21 protein-coding genes are annotated in these 19,532 nt (G+C 55.7%); 13 read left to right on the top strand and 8 right to left on the bottom strand.

All coding sequences use genetic code 11. The features are described from left to right. Nucleotides 1-37: 37 nt before the first annotated feature. The 9 genes from M2403_RS09855 to yghU all read left to right on the top strand — a co-directional run bounded on the left by M2403_RS09855 (nucleotide 38) and on the right by yghU (nucleotide 9,692). The gene (locus tag M2403_RS09855; RefSeq protein ID WP_165058361.1) at nucleotides 38-943 is read left to right on the top strand and encodes a 2-dehydro-3-deoxygalactonokinase; all 906 of its coding nucleotides are present in this window, start codon (nucleotides 38-40) and stop codon (nucleotides 941-943) included. After that, a complete protein-coding gene (locus M2403_RS09850; RefSeq protein ID WP_259229022.1) occupies nucleotides 940-1,590 on the top strand; it encodes a 2-dehydro-3-deoxy-6-phosphogalactonate aldolase in 651 nt (216 codons plus the stop codon). The genes M2403_RS09855 and M2403_RS09850 overlap by 4 nt, the downstream gene beginning before the upstream one ends. Further along, the gene (locus M2403_RS09845) at nucleotides 1,587-2,474 is read left to right on the top strand and encodes an SMP-30/gluconolactonase/LRE family protein (RefSeq protein ID WP_259229021.1); all 888 of its coding nucleotides are present in this window, start codon (nucleotides 1,587-1,589) and stop codon (nucleotides 2,472-2,474) included. Before M2403_RS09850 ends, M2403_RS09845 begins: the two co-directional genes overlap by 4 nt. A gap of 36 nt (nucleotides 2,475-2,510) precedes the next feature. After that, nucleotides 2,511-3,911, top strand: a complete 1,401-nt coding sequence (locus M2403_RS09840; RefSeq protein WP_259229020.1) for a sugar porter family MFS transporter — start codon at nucleotides 2,511-2,513, stop codon at nucleotides 3,909-3,911. A 46-nt stretch (nucleotides 3,912-3,957) separates the two neighbouring features. Then, nucleotides 3,958-5,328 (top strand): MFS transporter, encoded by a 1,371-nt coding sequence (locus tag M2403_RS09835; protein WP_152324451.1) that lies wholly within the window; start codon nucleotides 3,958-3,960, stop codon nucleotides 5,326-5,328. Next, on the top strand, nucleotides 5,325-7,046 hold the full coding sequence (gene ilvD / locus M2403_RS09830; protein ID WP_259229019.1) for a dihydroxy-acid dehydratase: 1,722 nt from the start codon (nucleotides 5,325-5,327) through the stop codon (nucleotides 7,044-7,046). Before M2403_RS09835 ends, ilvD begins: the two co-directional genes overlap by 4 nt. A 2-nt stretch (nucleotides 7,047-7,048) precedes the next feature. Then, the gene (locus tag M2403_RS09825; protein WP_259229018.1) at nucleotides 7,049-7,945 is read left to right on the top strand and encodes a dihydrodipicolinate synthase family protein; all 897 of its coding nucleotides are present in this window, start codon (nucleotides 7,049-7,051) and stop codon (nucleotides 7,943-7,945) included. Nucleotides 7,946-7,959: 14 nt separating this feature from the next. Continuing rightward, nucleotides 7,960-8,733: an SDR family NAD(P)-dependent oxidoreductase gene (locus M2403_RS09820; RefSeq protein WP_217153901.1), complete on the top strand. Its 774-nt coding sequence runs from the start codon at nucleotides 7,960-7,962 to the stop codon at nucleotides 8,731-8,733. A gap of 107 nt (nucleotides 8,734-8,840) precedes the next feature. Next, on the top strand, nucleotides 8,841-9,692 hold the full coding sequence (yghU, locus tag M2403_RS09815; RefSeq protein WP_208950868.1) for a glutathione-dependent disulfide-bond oxidoreductase: 852 nt from the start codon (nucleotides 8,841-8,843) through the stop codon (nucleotides 9,690-9,692). A gap of 58 nt (nucleotides 9,693-9,750) precedes the next feature. Here the strand turns inward: yghU and yghX are convergent, their stop codons facing one another. Continuing rightward, entirely contained in the window at nucleotides 9,751-10,656 is a 906-nt protein-coding gene (gene yghX, locus M2403_RS09810) for a YghX family hydrolase (protein ID WP_152324456.1), read from the bottom strand. Between the two features lie 153 nt (nucleotides 10,657-10,809). On the opposite strand from yghX, the gene M2403_RS09805 reads away from it, so the two are divergent. After that, entirely contained in the window at nucleotides 10,810-11,010 is a 201-nt protein-coding gene (locus M2403_RS09805) for a DNA polymerase III subunit theta (protein ID WP_152324457.1), read from the top strand. Nucleotides 11,011-11,016: 6 nt separating this feature from the next. Here the strand turns inward: M2403_RS09805 and M2403_RS09800 are convergent, their stop codons facing one another. Further along, complete coding sequence (locus M2403_RS09800) at nucleotides 11,017-11,898, bottom strand: LysR substrate-binding domain-containing protein (protein ID WP_152324458.1); 882 nt, start codon at nucleotides 11,896-11,898, stop codon at nucleotides 11,017-11,019. A gap of 105 nt (nucleotides 11,899-12,003) precedes the next feature. Here M2403_RS09800 and M2403_RS09795 point away from each other — a divergent pair, with 105 nt between their 5' ends. Both M2403_RS09795 and M2403_RS09790 read left to right on the top strand, forming a co-directional pair. Then, on the top strand, nucleotides 12,004-12,330 hold the full coding sequence (locus M2403_RS09795; protein WP_217153902.1) for a carboxymuconolactone decarboxylase family protein: 327 nt from the start codon (nucleotides 12,004-12,006) through the stop codon (nucleotides 12,328-12,330). A gap of 15 nt (nucleotides 12,331-12,345) precedes the next feature. Next, the gene (locus M2403_RS09790; protein WP_152324459.1) at nucleotides 12,346-12,744 is read left to right on the top strand and encodes a tautomerase family protein; all 399 of its coding nucleotides are present in this window, start codon (nucleotides 12,346-12,348) and stop codon (nucleotides 12,742-12,744) included. A gap of 78 nt (nucleotides 12,745-12,822) precedes the next feature. On the opposite strand, the gene flhA is transcribed toward M2403_RS09790, so the two are convergent. The 6 genes from flhA to hypA all read right to left on the bottom strand — a co-directional run bounded on the left by flhA (nucleotide 12,823) and on the right by hypA (nucleotide 18,609). Continuing rightward, entirely contained in the window at nucleotides 12,823-14,901 is a 2,079-nt protein-coding gene (flhA, locus tag M2403_RS09785; RefSeq protein ID WP_405047817.1) for a formate hydrogenlyase transcriptional activator FlhA, read from the bottom strand. A 103-nt stretch (nucleotides 14,902-15,004) separates the two neighbouring features. Next, nucleotides 15,005-16,027 carry a hydrogenase expression/formation protein HypE gene (gene hypE / locus M2403_RS09780; RefSeq protein ID WP_259229016.1) on the bottom strand — a complete coding sequence of 341 codons (1,023 nt, stop codon included), beginning with the start codon at nucleotides 16,025-16,027 and terminating at the stop codon, nucleotides 15,005-15,007. Further along, nucleotides 16,024-17,184 (bottom strand): hydrogenase formation protein HypD, encoded by a 1,161-nt coding sequence (gene hypD / locus M2403_RS09775; RefSeq protein ID WP_152324462.1) that lies wholly within the window; start codon nucleotides 17,182-17,184, stop codon nucleotides 16,024-16,026. The genes hypE and hypD overlap by 4 nt, the downstream gene beginning before the upstream one ends. Next, the gene (locus M2403_RS09770) at nucleotides 17,184-17,468 is read right to left on the bottom strand and encodes a HypC/HybG/HupF family hydrogenase formation chaperone (RefSeq protein WP_104921178.1); all 285 of its coding nucleotides are present in this window, start codon (nucleotides 17,466-17,468) and stop codon (nucleotides 17,184-17,186) included. Before M2403_RS09770 ends, hypD begins: the two co-directional genes overlap by 1 nt. Continuing rightward, nucleotides 17,459-18,235: a hydrogenase nickel incorporation protein HypB gene (hypB, locus tag M2403_RS09765; RefSeq protein ID WP_259229015.1), complete on the bottom strand. Its 777-nt coding sequence runs from the start codon at nucleotides 18,233-18,235 to the stop codon at nucleotides 17,459-17,461. The genes M2403_RS09770 and hypB overlap by 10 nt, the downstream gene beginning before the upstream one ends. A gap of 29 nt (nucleotides 18,236-18,264) precedes the next feature. Further along, nucleotides 18,265-18,609 (bottom strand): hydrogenase maturation nickel metallochaperone HypA, encoded by a 345-nt coding sequence (gene hypA, locus M2403_RS09760; protein WP_152324464.1) that lies wholly within the window; start codon nucleotides 18,607-18,609, stop codon nucleotides 18,265-18,267. Nucleotides 18,610-18,935: 326 nt separating this feature from the next. Here hypA and hycA point away from each other — a divergent pair, with 326 nt between their 5' ends. Then, a complete protein-coding gene (gene hycA, locus M2403_RS09755) occupies nucleotides 18,936-19,403 on the top strand; it encodes a formate hydrogenlyase regulator HycA (RefSeq protein ID WP_217153905.1) in 468 nt (155 codons plus the stop codon). The last annotated feature ends 129 nt before the right edge of the window (nucleotides 19,404-19,532 follow it).

Below are 19,532 nucleotides of genomic sequence, written 5' to 3'. Positions count from 1 at the left end.
TCTTGTCATACAAGATCTTACTGGTTGTAACTCAAGAATGAAAAATTACTGGATTGCCATCGACTGGGGAACCTCGAATTTTCGGGCGTTCCTGATGAAAGAACATCAATGCCTCGACACTGTCAGCGCGCAGTGCGGCTTGCTGCATGTGCCCGACCGCCAGTTTGCCGCTGCGCTTAAACCGCTGATCGCCCGCTGGCTGGCGCTGCATCCACAACTGCCTCTGCTGATGGCGGGCATGGTGGGCTCGCAGCAGGGCTGGCAGGAAGTGCCGTATATCGCGCTGCCCGCCAGTTCGCGGCAGCTGGCGCAATGTACCGCCTCGCTGAAAACACCGTGGGGAAGCCCGTGCCAGATTGTCGCGGGTGTCAGCGGGAAGAATGAATTCGGTTTACCGGACGTCATGCGCGGCGAAGAAATTCAGCTGCTCGGGCTGGCGGCGCTGCATCCCGATCCGCAAAACAGCCAGTACGTGATCCTGCCCGGCACGCACAGCAAACACGCCGAACTGCATAACGGTGAGATCCTGCGGTTCAGCACATTCATGACCGGTGAGATTTATTCGGTAATGCTCAGCCATTCATTGCTGGGGCGTGATGTACCGGAATCGCCAGAAGATCCCCGGGCTTTTGCTCTTGGCGTCACCAACGCACTGCACGCGCCACACCTGAGCAATGCGCTGTTTTCAGCCCGCACTTTGCGGCTGAACGGCGAACTCACTCCCGCGCAGGTCGCCAGCTATCTTTCCGGTTTACTGATTGGCGCGGAATTATATGCCGTTGCGGGCAAAGAAGCGTGGATCGTCGGTTCGCCCGCCTTAACGGAACGCTATACCCGCGCCGCAAAACAGCTCGGGATCACCCTCACTTCTGCCGACGGCAATGCGTGCTTCATTCAGGGCATGACGCAGATTTATCAGTGTCTTCACGGAGAGTCGTCATGAATTACCTGAATTTTTCCCGCCGCTGGCAGGAATGCACGTTGCCGCTGATTGCTATTTTGCGCGGCATCACGCCGGAGGAAGCGCAGGGCGTGGCGCAAACGCTGCTCGAATGCGGCTTTACCTATCTGGAAGTGCCGCTCAACAGCCCGCGTCCGCTGGAATCCATCACCATCATGGCGAACAGTGTCGGCGACAAAGGTTATGTCGGCGCAGGAACCGTGCTGACAGAACATCAGGTGCATCAGGTCGCAGAGGCTGGCGGACAGCTGATTATCTCCCCGAACATGGAGCCGTCGGTGATCCGCGCCACTCTTGAACTCGGGCTGCTGAGTTTGCCGGGCATCGCCACGCCGGGTGAAGCTTTTACGGCGCTGCGGTCGGGTGCCAGCGCGCTGAAATTTTTCCCTGCCGAGTTAATTACACCTGCCGTCACCAGGGCAATGCGTGCGGTTTTACCGGCGGAAGTGGTTTGCCTGCCGGTTGGCGGCGTGAATGCCGATGCCGGGCAAATGCGCGCCTATCTGCAAGCGGGCGCAAACGGATTTGGTCTGGGCGGTGGGCTGTATCAGCCGGGCATTACACTGTCTGCCCTTCGCGAACGGGCGCTGGCGTATCAGGCGACATGGCAGCTGGCAGCGCAAAAATGAAAAACCCTCTGCCGAAAAGCTCTGCGCTGAAAAATTTATCAGTTATCGGTGATTACCGTGCCGAGCTGGGCGAGACGCCGGTCTGGTGTTTCAGCTCACAGTCGCTGATTTGGGTCGATATTGTGCAGCGGCGGTTACTGCGTTACTGGCCGGAGCAGGACGATCGTTTTGAAATCCACACCTTACCTTCTGTGTGCAGCGCGGTATTACTGACCGACCGACCGGAGCATTTTTTGCTCGTCACCGGCGAAGGCATCCTGCTGTATGACTATCACAGCATGACCCGTTATCCGCTGTGCGGCTGGCCGGAAACCGCCGCCACGCGCCCGAACGAAGCGGCCGTCGCGCCGGACGGTTCCGTGTGGTTCAGCACAATGGACACCACCGCCAGAAACGCACTCGGCAGCTGGTATCGCTTCGCCACTGGCGACGCGCAGCCGGTGAAAATGCTCGGCGATCAGCATGTGCCTAACACGCTGGTATGGCACGGCGGCCACGCCTGGTTTATCGATACTTTTGCGCACTGCTTTTACCAAAGCCCGGCCAGCCTTATCACACATCCGACGCTGCGCACCTGGCCGCTGCCGGACGATGTTTTTGCCGACGGTTCTGCCGTAACCAATACAGGCCTGTTGCTTAATGCCCGCTGGGGCGGGGCTTGTCTGGCGGCTTATCAGCTTAATGATTATGCCCCGCAATTTCTCACGACGTTGCCTTTGCCCGTCATGCAGCCATCGAGCTGCGCTTTCGGCGGCAGGAATTTTCAGGATTTGTACATCACTTCGGCGCGCGACGGGCTCAGAATGCCGTCCGCCACGGACGGCGCTTTGCTGCGCTACGAAACGCCCTACACAGGACAGCGGGCCTCCCTGTTCACCCTGTAAAACCCCATAAAATCAAAATAATCTCAAAGGTGACTTATGACGACGAATATCATTCCCCGGGCGGTGCCGCACACCAACCGGCAGACCCTGCTGGTCTGTTTATTGGCCGCGCTGGCGGGCCTGCTGTTCGGGCTGGATATGGGCGTGATTGCGGGCGCGTTACCGTTTCTGGCGCAGGAATTCGGCCTGAGCAGCCATCAGCAGGAAATGGTGGTCAGCGTGATGATGCTCGGCGCGGCGCTCGGTGCGCTATGCAGCGGGCCACTGTGCTCTCGCATCGGACGTAAAAAAACGCTTCTGATTGGCGCAGCACTTTTTGTTGCTGGCTCAATCGGCTGTGCCTTTGCGCCTGATTTGCAGATCCTTATCGTCTCGCGTTTCCTGCTGGGCGCAGCGGTCGGCGTGGCCTCATTTGTGGCACCGCTTTATCTCTCCGAAATCGCGCCCGAACACATCCGTGGCAGCATGATTTCCCTGTATCAGCTGATGATCACCATCGGGATCCTGGCGGCATTTCTGTCTGATACTGCGTTCAGTAACAGCGGCAACTGGCGCTGGATGCTGGGCATTATTACGTTCCCCGCACTGATTCTGTTTGCCGGTGTTTTAACGCTGCCCGAAAGCCCGCGCTGGCTGATGATGAAAAACAAAAGTGAGCTGGCGGAAAAAGTGTTGCTGTTGCTGCGCTCAACAAAATCCGAAGCGCACATCGAACTGGAAGCCATCCGCCAGAGCGTGCAGATGAAACAACGCGGCTGGCACTTATTCCGCGCTAACAGCAATTTTCGCCGCACCACCTGTCTCGGCGTGCTGTTGCAGTTCATGCAGCAGTTCACCGGCATGACCGTCATCATGTATTACGCCCCGAAAATCTTCGCAATTGCCGGTTTCGCTTCCACGCAGCAACAAATGTGGGGAACGGTGATTGCCGGATTAACCAACGTGCTGGCGACCTTTATCGCCATCGGTCTGGTCGATCGCTGGGGACGTAAACCGATTCTTAAACTGGGTTTCAGCGTAATGGCAATTTGTATGGCGCTGATGGGCTGGATGTTCTTCACCGGCATCACCAGCCTGACCCAACAATACGTGGCCGTCACGCTGCTGCTGATTTTCATCGTCGGATTTGCCATGAGCGCCGGGCCGCTGATCTGGGTGTTGTGCTCTGAAATCCAGCCACTGGCAGGCCGCGATTTTGGCGTCACCTGCTCCACGATGGCGAACTGGATTGCCAACATGATCATCGGCGCGACATTCCTGACGCTCATCGACACCGTCGGCAGCGCGGGCACGTTCTGGCTATACGCCGCACTTAACGTCGTCTGCATCGTCCTGACCCTGATTTTTGTACCTGAAACTAAAAACATCTCGCTTGAAAACATCGAGAAAAACCTGATGGCCGGTCTGCCGCTGAGAAGCATCGGCAGCTCACGCTGATTAACCCTTCCCCTCCACCCGGAGGGGATATTAAGAGGTCAGAAAAATGGCATCTTTAAAATCTGAGAGTAAGGTCAGTGCGGTCTATAGCAAGATTACCCGACGCCTGATCCCCTTTTTGATCCTGTGTTATTTCTTTGCTTATCTGGATCGTGTCAACATCGGGTTTGCCAAACTGCACATGCAGGATGCGCTGAATTTCAGCGATACGGTTTACGGCCTCGGTGCCGGGATCTTCTTCATCGGCTATTTCCTGTTTGAACTGCCGAGCAACCTGATGATGCAGCGTTTCGGCCCGCGTTTCTGGATTGCGCGCATCATGATCAGCTGGGCCGTCTTATCCGCAGCGATGATCTTCGTAAAAACACCCACTCAGTTTTACGTGCTGCGTTTTCTGCTCGGCGTGGCCGAAGCCGGTTTTTTCCCCGGCATCGTGTTCTATCTGACACTGTGGTTCCCGTCATGGCGTTCGGCGCGCACGCTGGGGTTATTCATTCTGGTCACCCCGCTTTCCACCATTGTGGGCAGCCCGCTGTCCGGCTATATCCTCAAAGCTTTTGAAGGCGTCGATGGCCTGCACAACTGGCAATGGCTGTTTCTGGTCGAAGCCATTCCCTCTTTCCTGCTGGCGTTTGTAGTCCTGAAATTTCTCGATAATGACGTTAAATCAGCCCGCTGGCTGACAGACGAAGAAAAAAAGATTGTGGCAGCCGATCTGGAAACCGACCGTCAGCGCAGTCTGGACGCCAATGCCGGTAAGCCGCCGCAAAGCCTGAAACTGATGTTTAAGAACGGCTATGTCTGGCTGCTGGCGCTGATCTTCTTCAGCTTCAACATCGGTTATTACGGCATTAATTTCTGGCTGCCGTCGATTATCAAAACTTCCGGCGTCACCGATGATTTTCACATCGGCCTGCTGGCTGCCCTGCCCTATGTTTTCGGCGCACTGTTTATGGTGTGGAACAGCCGACATTCCGATTTACGCTGCGAACGCCGCTGGCACATCGCCATCCCGGCCATTATCGGTGCGGTGGGTCTGAGCCTGAGCGCCTGGTGCAGCGGCTCCACGGTGTGGATGATGACCTGGATTTGCCTGGCGATGTCCGGAACGCTGGCCCTGATCCCGACTTATATCAGCCTGCCCGGAACGTTGCTGTCGGGGACGGCCGCTGCGGCCGGGATAGCGCTGGTCAACTCGGTCGGCAATCTGGCCGGATTCTTTGGCCCGACCGTTCTTGGCTGGCTGAAAGACAACACCGGCAGCACCAATACCGGCCTGTATATCCTGGCCGCGTTCCTGCTGCTGTGCGCCCCCCTGATATTTTTATTACCAGCAAGACTGGTTAACCCTCGTCGCAGCCCTGAAAAAACGGCGGAACGCGACGCAGAACCATCATTAAAACGAGGCAGCTTATGAGTGGATGTGGCAACGGATGTGGTAACGGATGTGGAGGCGGTGACGGGCACTTCAATCCGGTACTGAGCGGAGATGACGGCGCGCTGAAACGTGCGCTGTACAAATCCATGGGGCATACCGACGAACAGTTGCGCCGTCCGGTGATAGCCGTCGTGAACAGTTACACCAACGCCACCGCAGGTCATGTCAATCTTAATGAACTGACCGCGGAAGTCCTGAAAGGAATCGACGAAGCCGGTGGCGTCGGCATGGTATTCGGCACTATCGCGCCGTGCGACGGCATCGCCGAAGGCCATCTGGGGATGCGCTATATCCTGGCTGCCCGCGAAGTGATCACCAGTTCTATTGAGGTCATGATGCGCGCCCACCGTTTCGACGGTATGGTGCTGCTCGGCTCCTGCGACAAAATTGTCCCGGCCATGCTGATGGCGGCGGCGCGTCTGGATATTCCGGCCATTATGGTCAATGGCGGCCCGATGTATCCGGCGCACTATAAAGGCAAAGACTGGGACGGCAACATCGTGACGGAAGCCATTGGCTGGAAACGACGCGGTGAAATTGATGAAGCGGAATTCCGTCACATCGAAGACATCGCCGAGCCGGGTCCGGGCTCCTGTACCATGTACGGTACGGCCAACACCATGTGCTGTATTGCCGAAGTGCTGGGCATGAGTTTACCGGGCAGCAGTACGTTACCGGCCATTTCGAAAGAACGCCGCGAATGTGCTTATGCCACCGGTCAGAAGGCTGTAGATCTGGTGATACGCGGAGTGAACGCGCGCCAGATAATCACACCGGAATCCATCCGTAACGCCATGATTTATCTGCTGGCGACCGGGGGTTCCACCAACGCCATTCTGCATTTACAGGCCATTCACTACGAAGCGGAATATGGCCATCTGCCGCTGCTGGAGTTCGACAAACTCAGCCATCATGTCCCTCTGGTGGCCGCCCTCTATCCGGCTTCTGAATACGACATGATTGATTTTTGGGAAGCCGGTGGCGTGCCTGCGGTAGAAAAAGAAATCAGTTCGCTGATGGATCTCAGCGCCCTGACGGTCAGCGGCAAAACCAAAGCCGAATGGCTGGCAAAAGCACCAAAAACCCGTCGCCCGGAAGTGATCCACACGCTGGCTATTCCCGTGCGTAACGAAGCGGGAGTGGCCGTTTTGCATGGCAATATTTCGCCGCTTGGTTGTGTGGTGAAACCGGCTGCCGTACCGGAAAACCTGATGATTTTCAGCGGTCCGGCGGTGGTATTTAACAGCGAACAGGAATCCGTAGATGCCATTCTTTCCGGCGAAATTGCACCGGGCAGCACGCTGGTGCTGCGTTATGAAGGGCCGAAAGGCGGACCGGGCATGCCGGAAATGTACAAGCCGATGAAATGTCTGGAAGGTATGGGGTTGTCTGACAGCTGCGCGCTGATCACTGACGGACGTTTTTCCGGTTCCAACCGCGGCTTATTCGTCGGGCATATTTCGCCAGAAGCCAGCGACGGCGGCGATCTGGCGCTGGTCGAAAACGGCGACATCATCACCATCAATATTCCCACCCGCGAACTGACGCTCAACGTCAGCGCGGACATTCTGGCCGAACGCCGTAAGCATTGGGTACCGGTCGAAAAACAGGTGCCACGGGGATTCCTGCGTTTATACCGCCGCTGGGCGCTGCCCGCGGCGCAAGGTGCGGTGTTAGCTGACCGCGACGAGGAGTAATCATGTACACATCTTCTGATATTTGCGGCGTTAACCCGATTGCCGCCCTGCCCTTCACGGCACAGGGCGAGCCGGATTACACCAGTTTCAGCCGCTTGCTGGAACACCTGGCGGCTACCGGCATTCAGGGACTGACGCTATTTGGCATCGCCAGCGAATTCCCAAAACTCGACGACAGCGAGCGGCTGTTGCTGGCCGATTGTTTTCTCTCAGACCTGAAAGGCAGCGGCATTTTTCGCGCGATGTCTGTGACCGACCACAGCACCGAAGTGGCGGTGAAACGCGCGCGGGATTATCAGAAGCGTGGCGCTGATGCCCTGATGCTGCTGCCGCCGTTCTTTTTGCAACCCGACGCCGACGCGATTTCGCACCACATTTTCTCGGTGCTGGAAGCCGTCGATATTCCGGTGATGGTGCAATACGCGCCGGGGGAAACGGGTCTGGCCATCACGCCTGAACAACTGAGCGAGGTGGCGGCCCGTTATCCGCATGCGGTCTTTAAAATCGAATGCAATCCGCCGGTGGATTACACCCGTGAATTTCTAAAACGTGCGCCACAGGCCAGTGTTCTCAACGGCTACGCCGGTCTGTATATGCTGGAAATGCTGGCAGCGGGCGGAAAAGGCGTCATGCCGGGATGCTCTTTCAGTGAAATTTATGTGCAGATTTACCGGCTCTGGCAGGCGGAAAAACAGCATGAAGCACAGGAACTGCACGGGAAGCTGTTGCCGTGGATCCGCCGCTGGATGACCCATTGTGAATATATTATTCAGGTGGAGAAAACCATTTTGCACAAACGCGGGATCATCGCGACAGATTACTGCCGCCATCCGGGCTGGACGCTGACCGCCGAAGACCATCAGATGATCGACACGTTCATCACCACTTTCGCGCTTTAATTCAGGGATAAATTATGACTACTTCTGACCACTCTCCCCGTGTCGTTATTGTTACCGGCGCCAGCCAGGGCATCGGCCACGCTATCGCGCAGACATTTTTGAACCATGGCGATATTGTGATCGGTTGTGCGTTTTCATCCCCGGAAAATGCACCTCACGCGCAGGAACTGCTGGCACAATATCCCGACAAATTCTTCTATTTTTCTGTGGATATCACCCAAACCGAAAGCATCGCCGGGTTTATCAGTGACGTCGAATCCCGCTTTGGACGCCTTGACGTACTGGTATCCAATGCCGGCAAAAACGTATTCAAAGGCATTGATTGCGAACTGGAAGACTGGCATCACAACCTCGATCTGAACCTGCGCTCGCACTGGTACATTGCCAAATGCTGCCGTGAGATGCTGGAAAAATCCAAAGGCGTCATTCTGGTGATGACCTCCAACCACGCCTTTTCCACTATGCCGGGCTGCGCACCGTACAACATCACCAAACGCGCCCTGCTCTCGCTGGTACAAAGCCTGACCATCGAATGGGGCCCGGCCATCCGAACCGTCGGCATTGCCCCCGGTTTTATCGATACCGCCGGAAACCAGGTGTGGTTTGACTCGCACGAAGACGGCGAAAAGTCGCGTCAGGACACCATCCGTAAACACCCGGTCGGACGCATCGGCACATCAGAAGAAGTGGGCGAACTTTGTCTGTATCTGGCCAGTCCGGTCGCCGGTTTTATTGCCGGCACCACCATCGTTATGGATGGCGGACGCAGTGCCTTAATGCAGGATTAATCCTCTTCGTGCCCTGATTTCGTCAGGGCACATTCTCAGCGTCATCGTTGATTATCTCCTGCTAAACTTTTGAGTCTTAACCTCAAAAAAACGCTGCGGAGAATGTCATGTCAGAACAGTATCAGCCACCAAAAGTCTGGACCTGGAATAAAGACGAAGTCAGCAAGTTCTCAAACATCAACCGCCCGATCGCAGGCCCGACTCACGAGAAAACCTTGCCGGTCGGCAAACATCCGTTGCAACTTTATTCTCTGGGTACACCGAACGGCCAGAAAGTGACGATCCTTCTGGAAGAGTTGCTGGCGCTGGGCGAAAGCGGTGCAGAGTACGACGCACATTTGATCCGCATTAACGAAGGCGATCAGTTCTCCAGCGGCTTTGTTGATGTGAACCCGAATTCGAAGATCCCTGCACTGCTGGACAACTCGGCCAAACCGCCAATCCGCGTGTTTGAATCCGGCAACATCCTGCTGTATCTGGCGGAAAAATTCGGTCAATTCCTGCCGAAAGACCTCGCGGGACGCACTGAAACCCTGAACTGGCTGTTCTGGCTGCAAGGCTCAGCGCCGTATCTTGGCGGCGGTTTCGGGCACTTTTATCACTACGCGCCGGTCAAAATCGAATACGCAATCAACCGTTTCACGATGGAAGCCAAGCGTCAGCTCGACGTACTGGACAGACAGTTAGCCGGTCACCGCTTTATTGCCGGTGAAGAATACACGATTGCCGATATCGCCATTTTCACCTGGTACGGCAGCCTCGCGCAGGGCGGTCTGTACGATTCCGCCGAGTTCCTGGATATCCAGTCCTACAAAAACTTCCAGCGCTGGGCGGCGGAAGTGGCGGATCGTCCGGCGGTCAAACGCGGCCGTATTGTTAACCGCACCTGGGGCGAGCCGGATCAGCAACTGGCAGAACGCCATGACGCGTCAGATTTTGATGACAAACTGAAATCCTGATCCATACCGGATTGAGTCAGAATGCAAAAAGAGCAGGATTCGATCCTGCTCTTTTCATTTATGCCGTTTCAGTTTGCGGGTCGAGGTACTTTTTAAACCAGGCGATGGTGCGATCCCACGCCAGATCGGCTGCCGCTTTATCATAGCGCGGCGTCGAATCGTTGTGGAATCCGTGGTTTACGCCGGGATATACATACCCTTGATACACTTTATCATTCGCCTTGAGCGCAGCCTCATAAGCGGGCCAGCCGTCGGTAATCGGCTTATCCAGTTCGGCGTAGTGCAGCAATAACGGTGCTTTGATGCGCGGCACGTCTTCGGCTTTTGGCTGACGTCCGTAAAATGGCACCGCCGCCGCCAGTTCCGGGTATGCCACCGCAGCCGCATTCGCCACGCCGCCGCCATAACAGAAACCGGTAATGCCCACTTTTCCGGTTCCCGTTTCGTGGTGCATCAGAAACTCCACGGCGGCAAAAAAGTCATTCATCAGCCTGGCCGGATCCACTTTCTGCTGAAGCTCGCGGCCTTTCTCATCGTTCCCCGGATAACCGCCGACAGAACTCAGGCCGTCCGGTGCCAGCGCCACAAATCCGGCTTTCGCCACGCGGCGCGCGACGTCTTCGATATACGGATTAAGGCCCCGGTTTTCATGCACCACGACCACGCCCGGGACTTTTCCCGTGGCTTTGGCCGGACGCACAAGATAGGCTTTTACGCTACCGTGCCCTTGCGGCGACGGATACTGAATGTATTCCGCCACAATATCGGGGTCGGTAAATTGCACCTGTTCAGCGTAGGCATAGTTGGGCGTCATCAGCGTGGAGAGCGCCGCCAGCGACAGGCCACCCGCCACAAATTTTGCCGAGAGATCGAGAAACTCGCGTTTTGTCATTTTGCCATGAACATAAAAATCAAAGTATTCGAGCAGTTCTGGCGGAAAATCTTTGGCTGTCATTCGCGTCATCGTCAGGCTCCGTTTCAGAAATTCGAAGCCTAAATAATGGTCTGATTTTGACTATTTTGTAAACTAATTGTGAAATTGGATTTCAATACGACGCGCACCACCGCCTTTTGCCCGCCGACAGTGCTAAACTGCGTTCAGTCAAAAGGAGACGCTATGAATAATAATCTCGCAGGTCTTACCCAGGAAGAAATGGAAAAAGTGAGCGCCGGGCTGGCAGCCGGAACCGTCGCCGTACGCGAGCGCAATAACCTTCCCGTCAACGCGGAAGCCGTTGAGATGGAACAGCCGGAGCATCTGCGTGCATACTTTCGCGAACGACTTGAACACTACCGCAGCCAGCCCGCCAGAAAGTAAAACCCGTTACTGCCCGGTGGCGAAAAAACCGGTGATGGCATCAGTCAGATACGTCGCCGGTTCGCCCGGCTGCATCTGGCTCTGATGAAGAGTAATACCGATTTCGCCCGGCGCGGGTAAATCCTCCAGAACCTTCAGGGCTGCCGGTCTGCCAAAGTCCGTCCGTAAAGTAATCCCCAAACCGGCGGACAGCGCCGCCCAAATCCCGCCCAGGCTGCGGCTGGTGAAAGCAATCCGCCACGGGATCCCCGCTTTATCCAGCGCCGCCGTTGCGGCACTTCGCATCAGACACGGCGCTTCAAAAACCATTAAAGGCAGCGGTTCGCCGGTTTCCAGATAATGCGCCAGTGAGAAATTCTGCGGCCCAATCCAGCGCAGCGGAATGCGGCCCAGCGCCCGGCTGGTCGGGAAAAGCGGAATATCATCCGCCTGCCAGCACACCGCCAGATCGAATTCGTTATGCCGGATCCCGTCGAGCAATTGCTGATTGCGCGTGATGCTGGCGGATAACTGCACCTGCGGATGTGCACGGGTAAACGTGCCGAGAATGGCCGGTAACAGCGCCTCGCCGAAATCTTCCTGCATACCGAGATTAATGCTGCCACTCAGCGTGCTGGTTGATAACGCCGCGCTGGCTTCATCGTTGAGACTCAAAATCCGTCGCGCATAACTGAGCATCACTTCGCCCTGCGCAGTCAGAATCAGATGCCTTCCGGCTTTTTGTACCAGCTCCGTACCTGCCTGCTGTTCCAGCTTTTTCAGCTGTGCGCTGACCGCCGACGTCGAGCGCCCGAGGCGATCAGCCGCCAGCACAAAACTTCCCAGTTCGATGCCGGTGACAAAACTGCGCAGCGCTTCTGCATCAAAAGTTACCGGTCGTTTAGCCACGTTTAATCATCCCGTTTTTATGGATTAATACTGCTGATATTTTCGATATTAAGGATAATCATAACGCCTTATGCTCATTTTCACACCCGCGAAAAGGAACCTGACATGAGCATCAAGACCCCCTCCCCTCTGCTGCCGCCTGAAGCTATGACGCGCCTGACGCCAAAACTCGCGCAGGTGACTGAACAGGTTTTATTTGGTGACCTGTGGCAACGAAGCGAGCTGCCTGCACGCGACCGCAGCCTGATTACCGTCGCCGCACTGATTGCGCTGAACCGCAGCGAACAGCTGCCGTTTCATCTGGATCTGGCGGTTAAAAATGGAGTGACGCACAGCGAACTGAGCGAAGTGATCACGCATCTGGCGTTTTATGCCGGATGGCCCGCCGCCGCTTCCGCACTGACCCGTTTCGCAGCGCTCGACCCGCAATAACAGAGGAAAATCATCATGCCGTTTACCCGAATTTCAATTCCTGAACACCGCCTTGAAGGCTGGAAAAACATGATTTCTACTGTTTTGCAGGACGCGCTGGTCACTACGTTTTCCGTTCCCAAAGACGACTGTTTCCAGCTGTTTGAACCGGCAAGCCACGGCCAGCGGATAATCAACCCGACGTATCTGGCAGGCCCGGACAGCCGTCGTTCAGACGATTTTCTGCTGTTCCACATCACAGCCGGGAAGCCCCGAAATATCGAACAGAAAGCCGCGCTGTATCGTTATTTGAATGAAAGATTGCACACGGAGATCGCCATCGATCCGGCGGATATCATGGTAGTGGTGAATTTCACCCAGCCGGAAGACTGGTCGTTCAGCCACGGTGACGTCTTTCGCGTAACAGATAAATAAGTGACTGAGGTTTTTTGCAGAAATAAAAAAGCCCTGAATCTGTCTCAGGGCTTTGTTATTTATGCCGTTCAAAGAGGGTCAGTGCGCTGCAATGCCTAATTTTTTCATGCGCGACAGCAAGGTGGTGCGTTTTAATCCCAGACGCTGCGCGGCACCATGCGGCCCGGCGACCACACCGTTGGTTTCTTTCAATACTGCGATAATACGCTCGCGCTCGTCGTCTGCGTTCACCGGCGGCGCAGGTTCAGAGAATGCCGGTGCGGCAACCGGTGCCACCGGCAACGGGTAATTCAGCTCGGGAAGTTGCAGATCCAATACCGTTCCGCGTGTCAGAAGCACCGCCCGTTCGATGACGTTTTCCAGCTCACGGACATTCCCCGGCCACGGCATGCGGCTCAGCAGACGCAGCGTTTCCGCCGGAATGCTGTCGATGGTGCGTTTCATTCGCTTGGCGATTTTGTAGGTCAGAAATTTCACCAGTTGTGGAATATCTTCCGGTCGTTCGCGCAGCGGTGGGATCACAATCGGGAAGACGTTCAGCCGGTAATACAAGTCACTGCGGAATTCTTTGTCGGCCACCATTTGCCGCAGGTCACGGTTGGTCGCGGCGATCATGCGCACGTTCACTGAGATCAGCTTGTTGCCGCCTACCCTTTCGAATTCACGTTCCTGCAAAATACGCAGCAGTTTAGGTTGCAGCTCCAGCGGGATTTCCCCGACTTCATCGAGGAAGAGCGTGCCCTGATCCGCCAGTTCAAAACGCCCCATACGCTGGGCGGTCGCGCCGGTGAACGAGCCTTTTTCATGACCAAACAGGTCACTTTCCATCAGCCCGGCGGGCATTGCCGCGCAATTCATTTTGACCATCCGCTGATCACGGCGATCGCCGAGGTTATGAATCGCTCTGGCGATCAGTTCTTTGCCGGTGCCTGTTTCCCCGAGGATTAGCACGGAACAGTCGCTTTTCGCCACGATCTCTACCTGTTTAAGCACAGCAGACATGCCCGGACTGCGTCCGACGATGTCGCTGAAATCCGGGTTATTGCTGTTAATCTGCTCGGTCAGATAGAGGTTTTCGTGTTGCAGTTTTTCCTTCAGGCTTTTGATTTCCTGATAGGCCAGCGCGTTGTCCACCGCAATGGCAATTCGCTCGGCGATTTGCTGCAAAACCCGCAGGTTGGCAGAATTGAAATTATCCGGCTGGCACTGCGCCAGTTTGAGAACGCCCAGCGTTTTATGCCCGAAACGCAGCGGCAGAATGCACAGCGTTTTGGTCTGATCGCGCCACAACAACTGGAACAGCGTACTCTCGTCGTCGTCCGGTTCTTCGGAAGGCCGCGCGTTGGTCAGCAACATTTCGCCGTTTTTCATCACCTGCTGTTCCAGCGATCCCGCCAGCGTCATGCGCGATTGTTCGCGTTCGGCAACATGCGTTTGTATATAATGCGTGGCGTAAACGCTGGCCTGTTCGCTGTCTTTGTCGGCGTCGCACAGCACGATGCTGATGGCGTTGATGTGGAAAAAGTGATGAATGGTTTTAGCGATTTCGCCAGTCAGTTCGTCGAGATCCAGCTTGGAAAGCACCGCATTGGTGATGTCCACCAGAATGCGGAAATCGTCACGTTCGTGGCGCAACAACGATTGCTGAAGCAGCGCGTTTTCGCGCAGTTTAATCTGTTCAACCGCAATCGCCGCCAGCATACAGAGTTCGTGCAGCCCGTTTTTATCTTCTTCGCTGAACGTTGCCGCGTGCTGACGGGTAAATTCACAACCGCCCAGCAGGCCGGAAGCCGCCAACAACGGAACCAGACAGTAATCGGTAAACGCCGGATACAGGTTGAGCGCGGCCAGTTGCGGGTAACGCAAATGCAGCGCATCGCTGCGCCAGACCTGCGTTTTCGGATTGCTGAGCAGCGCATGCACCGGCCCGGTGGCGAGCAGGGTTTCGTCTTCGTAACTCACCGGCTGATGATGCGGATCGATGCCGTAAAAACTGACGCGTTCGCTGGTGCTGTCAAACAACACCAGCGTCACCGATTCTGCAATGCCGGCACTCTGTACCACCTGGGTCAGAGTTTCCAGCAGCGAGGTCATGGTCTGTTGCAGCAGCAGTGTGCGCGTCAGTTCCAGCAATCCTTTGTGTTTTGTCGTGCTCATGGTTGCACTCTGCATAGCGTTAGCTCTGGATAACGTAGTTTCTGAAAAAAGGGCAATACGGAAAAGTCTACCCCTTTCGTGGGACTCAGCCCCCCTGATGAGATCAACAAATGCGGGGTAAAGGTTCGGTATGTGGCAGCATCAGCTGCCGGGAGACACCCAGCGCGCCGCGCAGACAGACCTGCGGATTTTCGGTGACCTCGCCGATCGTCGTGGCGTCCGCGCCCAGCGGATGCTTTCGCAATAGATTCAGTACCCTTTCTTCCGCCTGCGCAGAAACCACTGCCACCAGTTTGCCTTCATTGGCAAAATTTAGCGGCTCCAGCCCCAGCAGTTCACAAATTCCCCGTACCGCAGATTTGACCGGTAGCGCATTTTCATCAATGGAAATACCGAAACCGCTGGCCTCGCTGAACTCATGCAAAATCGCGTTAACCCCGCCGCGCGTCGCATCGCGCAGGGCGTGGACGCCGGAAACGAGGCGCAGCGGCGCAACCATTGGCGCCAGCACGGCGCAGTCACTCTGAATACCGAGATCCATTCCCAGCTGCTCGCGGAGATTGAGAATGGTGGCGCCGTGATCCCCCAGCGTGCCGCTGACGATCACTTTATCTCCGCACTGAATCTGCCCCGCCCCCCACGCCACATCACCAGGGATCACGCCGATCCCGGCGGTGTTAATGAAAATTTTATCGGCTGCGCCACGCTGCACGACTTTGGTGTCGCCGGTGACAATGGCGATCCCCGCCTCGCGCGCGGTTTGCGCCATCAGGCTGACAATTTTCTGCAAATCGTCCATCGGCAACCCCTCTTCCAGAATGAATCCGCAGGAGAGATACGCCGGTATTGCACCGCTGACGGACAAATCGTTTGCCGTGCCGCACACCGCCAGTTTGCCGATATTACCGCCGGGAAAGAAAATCGGATCAATGACATAGCTGTCGGTGGTAAAGGCCAGACGATCGCCCTGCTCGCTCATCGCGGCCAGCGATAACCGCGCGCCGTCTTCGCGTTCGTTGAGCCACGGATTATCAAATGCGCTGAGAAACATACTTTCAATCATCTGCTGCATCGCGCGACCACCGCTTCCGTGCGCCATCGTCACTACGTCATTGCGCTCGCTCATCCTGCCACCTTCTGTTTCATCTCTTGCTGTTCCTGTGCGGGTTCATTTTCCAGATACCGGTACTGATACCAGGCGGCGCAGGCACCTTCTGAGGAGACCATCAGCGCGCCAAACGCGTTATGCGGCGTGCAGCCGGTGCCAAACAACGGGCATTCATGCGGCTTGCAGCGCCCTGTCAGCACGTCGCCGCAGCGCGAACGCGGATCATCGGCCACCGATTGTGTCTGCGGCCTGAAACGGCGTTCGGCATCGAAGGCAGAATAGGTTTCCGTCAGGGAAATTCCCGACGCCTCAATAAGGCCCAGCCCGCGCCATTCGCTGCTGCCGGAAAGCTGAAAGACTTCGCGGATCGCGTTTTGTGCCAGCACATTACCCTCTTCGGGCACGATGCGCCGGTATTGGTTTTCGGTTTTACACGATGCCTCGCAAACTTGTTCTACGAGCATTAAAACGCTTTGCAGCATGTCCAGCGGTTCAAACCCGCTGACCACCAGCGGTTTGCCGAATTGCGTATTAATGAAATGGTACGGCGCGGTGCCGATCACCATGCTGACGTGGCCGGGCGCGAGAAAAGCGTCGATGCGGACATCGTCTTGCTGCAGCAAACTGCGCAACGTCGGGATCAGGCTGATGTGCTGGCAAAAGACGCTGAAATTGGTCAGCCCTTCGCGCCGCGCCTGTTGCAGTGTGACCGCCGTTACCGGCAGCGTAGTTTCAAAACCGAGCGCGAAAAATACCACCTGCCGCTGCGGGTTCTCCCGCGCCAGTTTCAGGGCATCGAGCGGCGAATAGACCACCCGCACATCCGCGCCGCGTTCGCGTGCATTCAGCAGCGAACCCTGTTTTCCCGGCACCCGCAGCGCATCGCCAAAGGTGCAGAAAATCACGTCCGGGTGCGCCGCAATTTCGCAGCAGGCGTCAATCCGCCCCATCGGCAACACGCACACCGGGCAGCCAGGGCCGTGGATAAATTCCAGCTGCGGAGGCAGCAGTTTATCCAGACCAAATTTGAAAATAGCGTGCGTATGACCGCCGCAGACTTCCATAATTTGCATCGGCTTTTCAGCGGTATACGGCAGTTGTGCCGCCCGTTTATGCAGGCGTTCAATCAGCGTTTTCGCCAGCTTCGGGTCGCGGAATTCATCGACAAAACGCATTATCTGGCCTCCCCCGCGCCGAGAAACAGCGCGACATCGGCTTCCACTTCTTCCATGGCGTGCAGTGCCGCCAGCGTTTCCTGCGCTTCGTGCTCGTCGAGACGGCTCAGCGCAAACCCGACGTGAATTAACACCCAGCCGCCAATCAGCTGTTCGCGTTCGCTGATGCCTTCACAGACCAGCGCGATATTCACCTCACGTCGCAAGCCGCAAACTTCTGCCCACGCGTGATCGGGCTGTTGCTCATGCAGCGCAACGATTTGCCCCGGAATGCCTATGCACATCGCTGCTGCTCCAGCCACGCCAGCCACTCGTCCATGCCTTCGCCGGTGGTGGCGGAAAGGCGGATCACTTCAATTTCCGGGTTGACCTGCCGCGCATTGGCGATGCAGGTTTCGACGTCAAAACTGACGTACGGCAACAGGTCGATTTTATTGAGGATCATCAGGCGCGAGGCCGCAAACATATGCGCATATTTCAACGGTTTGTCTTCGCCTTCAGTGACGGAAAGCACCGCCACTTTATGCCGTTCGCCGAGATCAAAACTGGCAGGACACACCAGATTGCCGACGTTTTCTATAAACAGCAGGCTGTTATTGTTCGGCGACAGCTGATGTACCGCGTCATGCACCATCTGCGCATCGAGATGGCAACCTTTGCCGGTATTCACCTGAATCGCCGGAACGCCGGTCGCCCGGATACGATCCGCATCGTTGGTGGTTTGCTGATCGCCTTCCACCACTGCGCAGTCGAAATACGGCGCAAGACGGGTCAGCGTGCTGGTCAGTAGCGTCGTTTTGCCGGAACCGGGGCTGGAGACCAGATTCAGCGCCAGAATGGCGGCCTGCGCAAAATGCTCGCGGTTATGCGCGGCGATATGATTGTTCTTCGCCAGCACATCCATTTCGATATCCACCAGCCGACGCGGCGCAAACGGCAAACCGTGCGAATGGCCGTGCTCATGTGGATGCGAATGATCGTGGTGAGAATGTTCACTGCTGACGCCTTCAATCCGAAGCTCGCCGCTGGCACAACCGCAGGTACTGCACATAGTTTTCTCCCCCGGGTTTCTGATACCCGTTATTCGATTTCAATACGTTTAATTTTCATACCGTCGTCAGCGATTACCCGTACATTGCGGCCGCCGCATTCCGGGCAAAGCAGCACGTCGGGGCGGAACAGGCGGATATCTTTCTGGCAATCGTGACACCAGCTTTGCGCCGCGGGCGTATCGAGATGCAACGCGCAGCCTTCGGCCAGTGTTTTCCGACACGCCAGCTCAAAACAAAATTGCAGCGCTTCCGGCTCGACGCAGGAAAAAGCCCCAATTTCCATCCATACTGCGGTTATTCTCCGCGCATTATTTTGCTGACCAAATTCCTGCATTATTTCCACGGCATTCTGGCACAACGTTATTTCGTGCATGATTTACCCTCCCGATGGAGTCAGATAAAAGGACTTCTGCAATATTAATGCCAGATTTCATGACGCTTATTAAAAGGCCGGGCTTTTCCGGTGACGGAATTAGTGCGTCATAACTGTCGAAATAACGTGTCATCGACACACCCTTTATTCGTCCGCGTTGAGCCACGAACGGGCGAAAAACACCTAATTCACTGATTTATAATCATTAATAAAATAAATATCGAAACTGGCACGTTTTATGCCCTTAGAGGGTTATGCGCCATTTTTAAGTCGTCACGGGGCGATGAAAAATGACACTCACGCACAACACAATAACAGGGTATGACATGAGCACTCTCAGCGAACTGACCACGAAGGCCGATTATATTGCCAGCAAAAACAGCCATCTGAAATCACAGTGGCGCGCTTACCAGAACAGCCTGATTCAGGCGGTAACCCATTCAAATAAGAAGATTAATCACGAGTTCTCCTGTGGCGAAGATCAGGATATCCGCTTCACGCTGTTCAACTATTTCACCGTCAGCATTCACCTGAGCGATGACTTCTACAGTCAGGACATCGTGTACAGCCTGAACATGGCGCACAACGGTGAAGAGCCTGATTTCAAAACCTTTGCCCACGCCGCGCTGAGCGAAGAAGGTAAGATCGACGGCACTGTGGATATCCACGATAAAAACGCCGTTCTGGAACATTATTTAAATAAGATTTCCGCAATTTATCAGTGTATTTACGACTCCCTGCACAACAATCGGCCTATTGCGGCGCAATTAGAAAAATTACTTAGCCACGCCTGATTCATATGCAGAAATACATTATTACGCCGGTCTGACGGAAATATTTTCCCGCGTCATTTGATTACCGGTTTTTACGGGGATTAATTCCGACATAAATGTCGAAATGTCAATTTAAGTGCCGATTTCGTC

The organism is Rahnella sp. BIGb0603 (assembly GCF_024808755.1).
Classification (GTDB): Bacteria; Pseudomonadota; Gammaproteobacteria; order Enterobacterales; family Enterobacteriaceae; genus Rahnella; species Rahnella contaminans.
Note: the sequence above shows the minus strand (reverse complement) of the source record. Positions and strands in the feature narration are given on the sequence as shown.

Coding starts and splice junctions, on each gene's coding strand:
- M2403_RS09855 (WP_165058361.1), top strand. CDS start 38: ATGAAAAATTACTGGATTGCCATCGACTGGGGAACCTCGAATTTTCGG.
- M2403_RS09850 (WP_259229022.1), top strand. CDS start 940: ATGAATTACCTGAATTTTTCCCGCCGCTGGCAGGAATGCACGTTGCCG.
- M2403_RS09845 (WP_259229021.1), top strand. CDS start 1,587: ATGAAAAACCCTCTGCCGAAAAGCTCTGCGCTGAAAAATTTATCAGTT.
- M2403_RS09840 (WP_259229020.1), top strand. CDS start 2,511: ATGACGACGAATATCATTCCCCGGGCGGTGCCGCACACCAACCGGCAG.
- M2403_RS09835 (WP_152324451.1), top strand. CDS start 3,958: ATGGCATCTTTAAAATCTGAGAGTAAGGTCAGTGCGGTCTATAGCAAG.
- ilvD (WP_259229019.1), top strand. CDS start 5,325: ATGAGTGGATGTGGCAACGGATGTGGTAACGGATGTGGAGGCGGTGAC.
- M2403_RS09825 (WP_259229018.1), top strand. CDS start 7,049: ATGTACACATCTTCTGATATTTGCGGCGTTAACCCGATTGCCGCCCTG.
- M2403_RS09820 (WP_217153901.1), top strand. CDS start 7,960: ATGACTACTTCTGACCACTCTCCCCGTGTCGTTATTGTTACCGGCGCC.
- yghU (WP_208950868.1), top strand. CDS start 8,841: ATGTCAGAACAGTATCAGCCACCAAAAGTCTGGACCTGGAATAAAGAC.
- yghX (WP_152324456.1), bottom strand. CDS start 10,656: ATGACGCGAATGACAGCCAAAGATTTTCCGCCAGAACTGCTCGAATAC.
- M2403_RS09805 (WP_152324457.1), top strand. CDS start 10,810: ATGAATAATAATCTCGCAGGTCTTACCCAGGAAGAAATGGAAAAAGTG.
- M2403_RS09795 (WP_217153902.1), top strand. CDS start 12,004: ATGAGCATCAAGACCCCCTCCCCTCTGCTGCCGCCTGAAGCTATGACG.
- M2403_RS09790 (WP_152324459.1), top strand. CDS start 12,346: ATGCCGTTTACCCGAATTTCAATTCCTGAACACCGCCTTGAAGGCTGG.
- flhA (WP_405047817.1), bottom strand. CDS start 14,901: ATGAGCACGACAAAACACAAAGGATTGCTGGAACTGACGCGCACACTG.
- hypE (WP_259229016.1), bottom strand. CDS start 16,027: ATGAGCGAGCGCAATGACGTAGTGACGATGGCGCACGGAAGCGGTGGT.
- hypD (WP_152324462.1), bottom strand. CDS start 17,184: ATGCGTTTTGTCGATGAATTCCGCGACCCGAAGCTGGCGAAAACGCTG.
- M2403_RS09770 (WP_104921178.1), bottom strand. CDS start 17,468: ATGTGCATAGGCATTCCGGGGCAAATCGTTGCGCTGCATGAGCAACAG.
- hypB (WP_259229015.1), bottom strand. CDS start 18,235: ATGTGCAGTACCTGCGGTTGTGCCAGCGGCGAGCTTCGGATTGAAGGC.
- hypA (WP_152324464.1), bottom strand. CDS start 18,609: ATGCACGAAATAACGTTGTGCCAGAATGCCGTGGAAATAATGCAGGAA.
- hycA (WP_217153905.1), top strand. CDS start 18,936: ATGAGCACTCTCAGCGAACTGACCACGAAGGCCGATTATATTGCCAGC.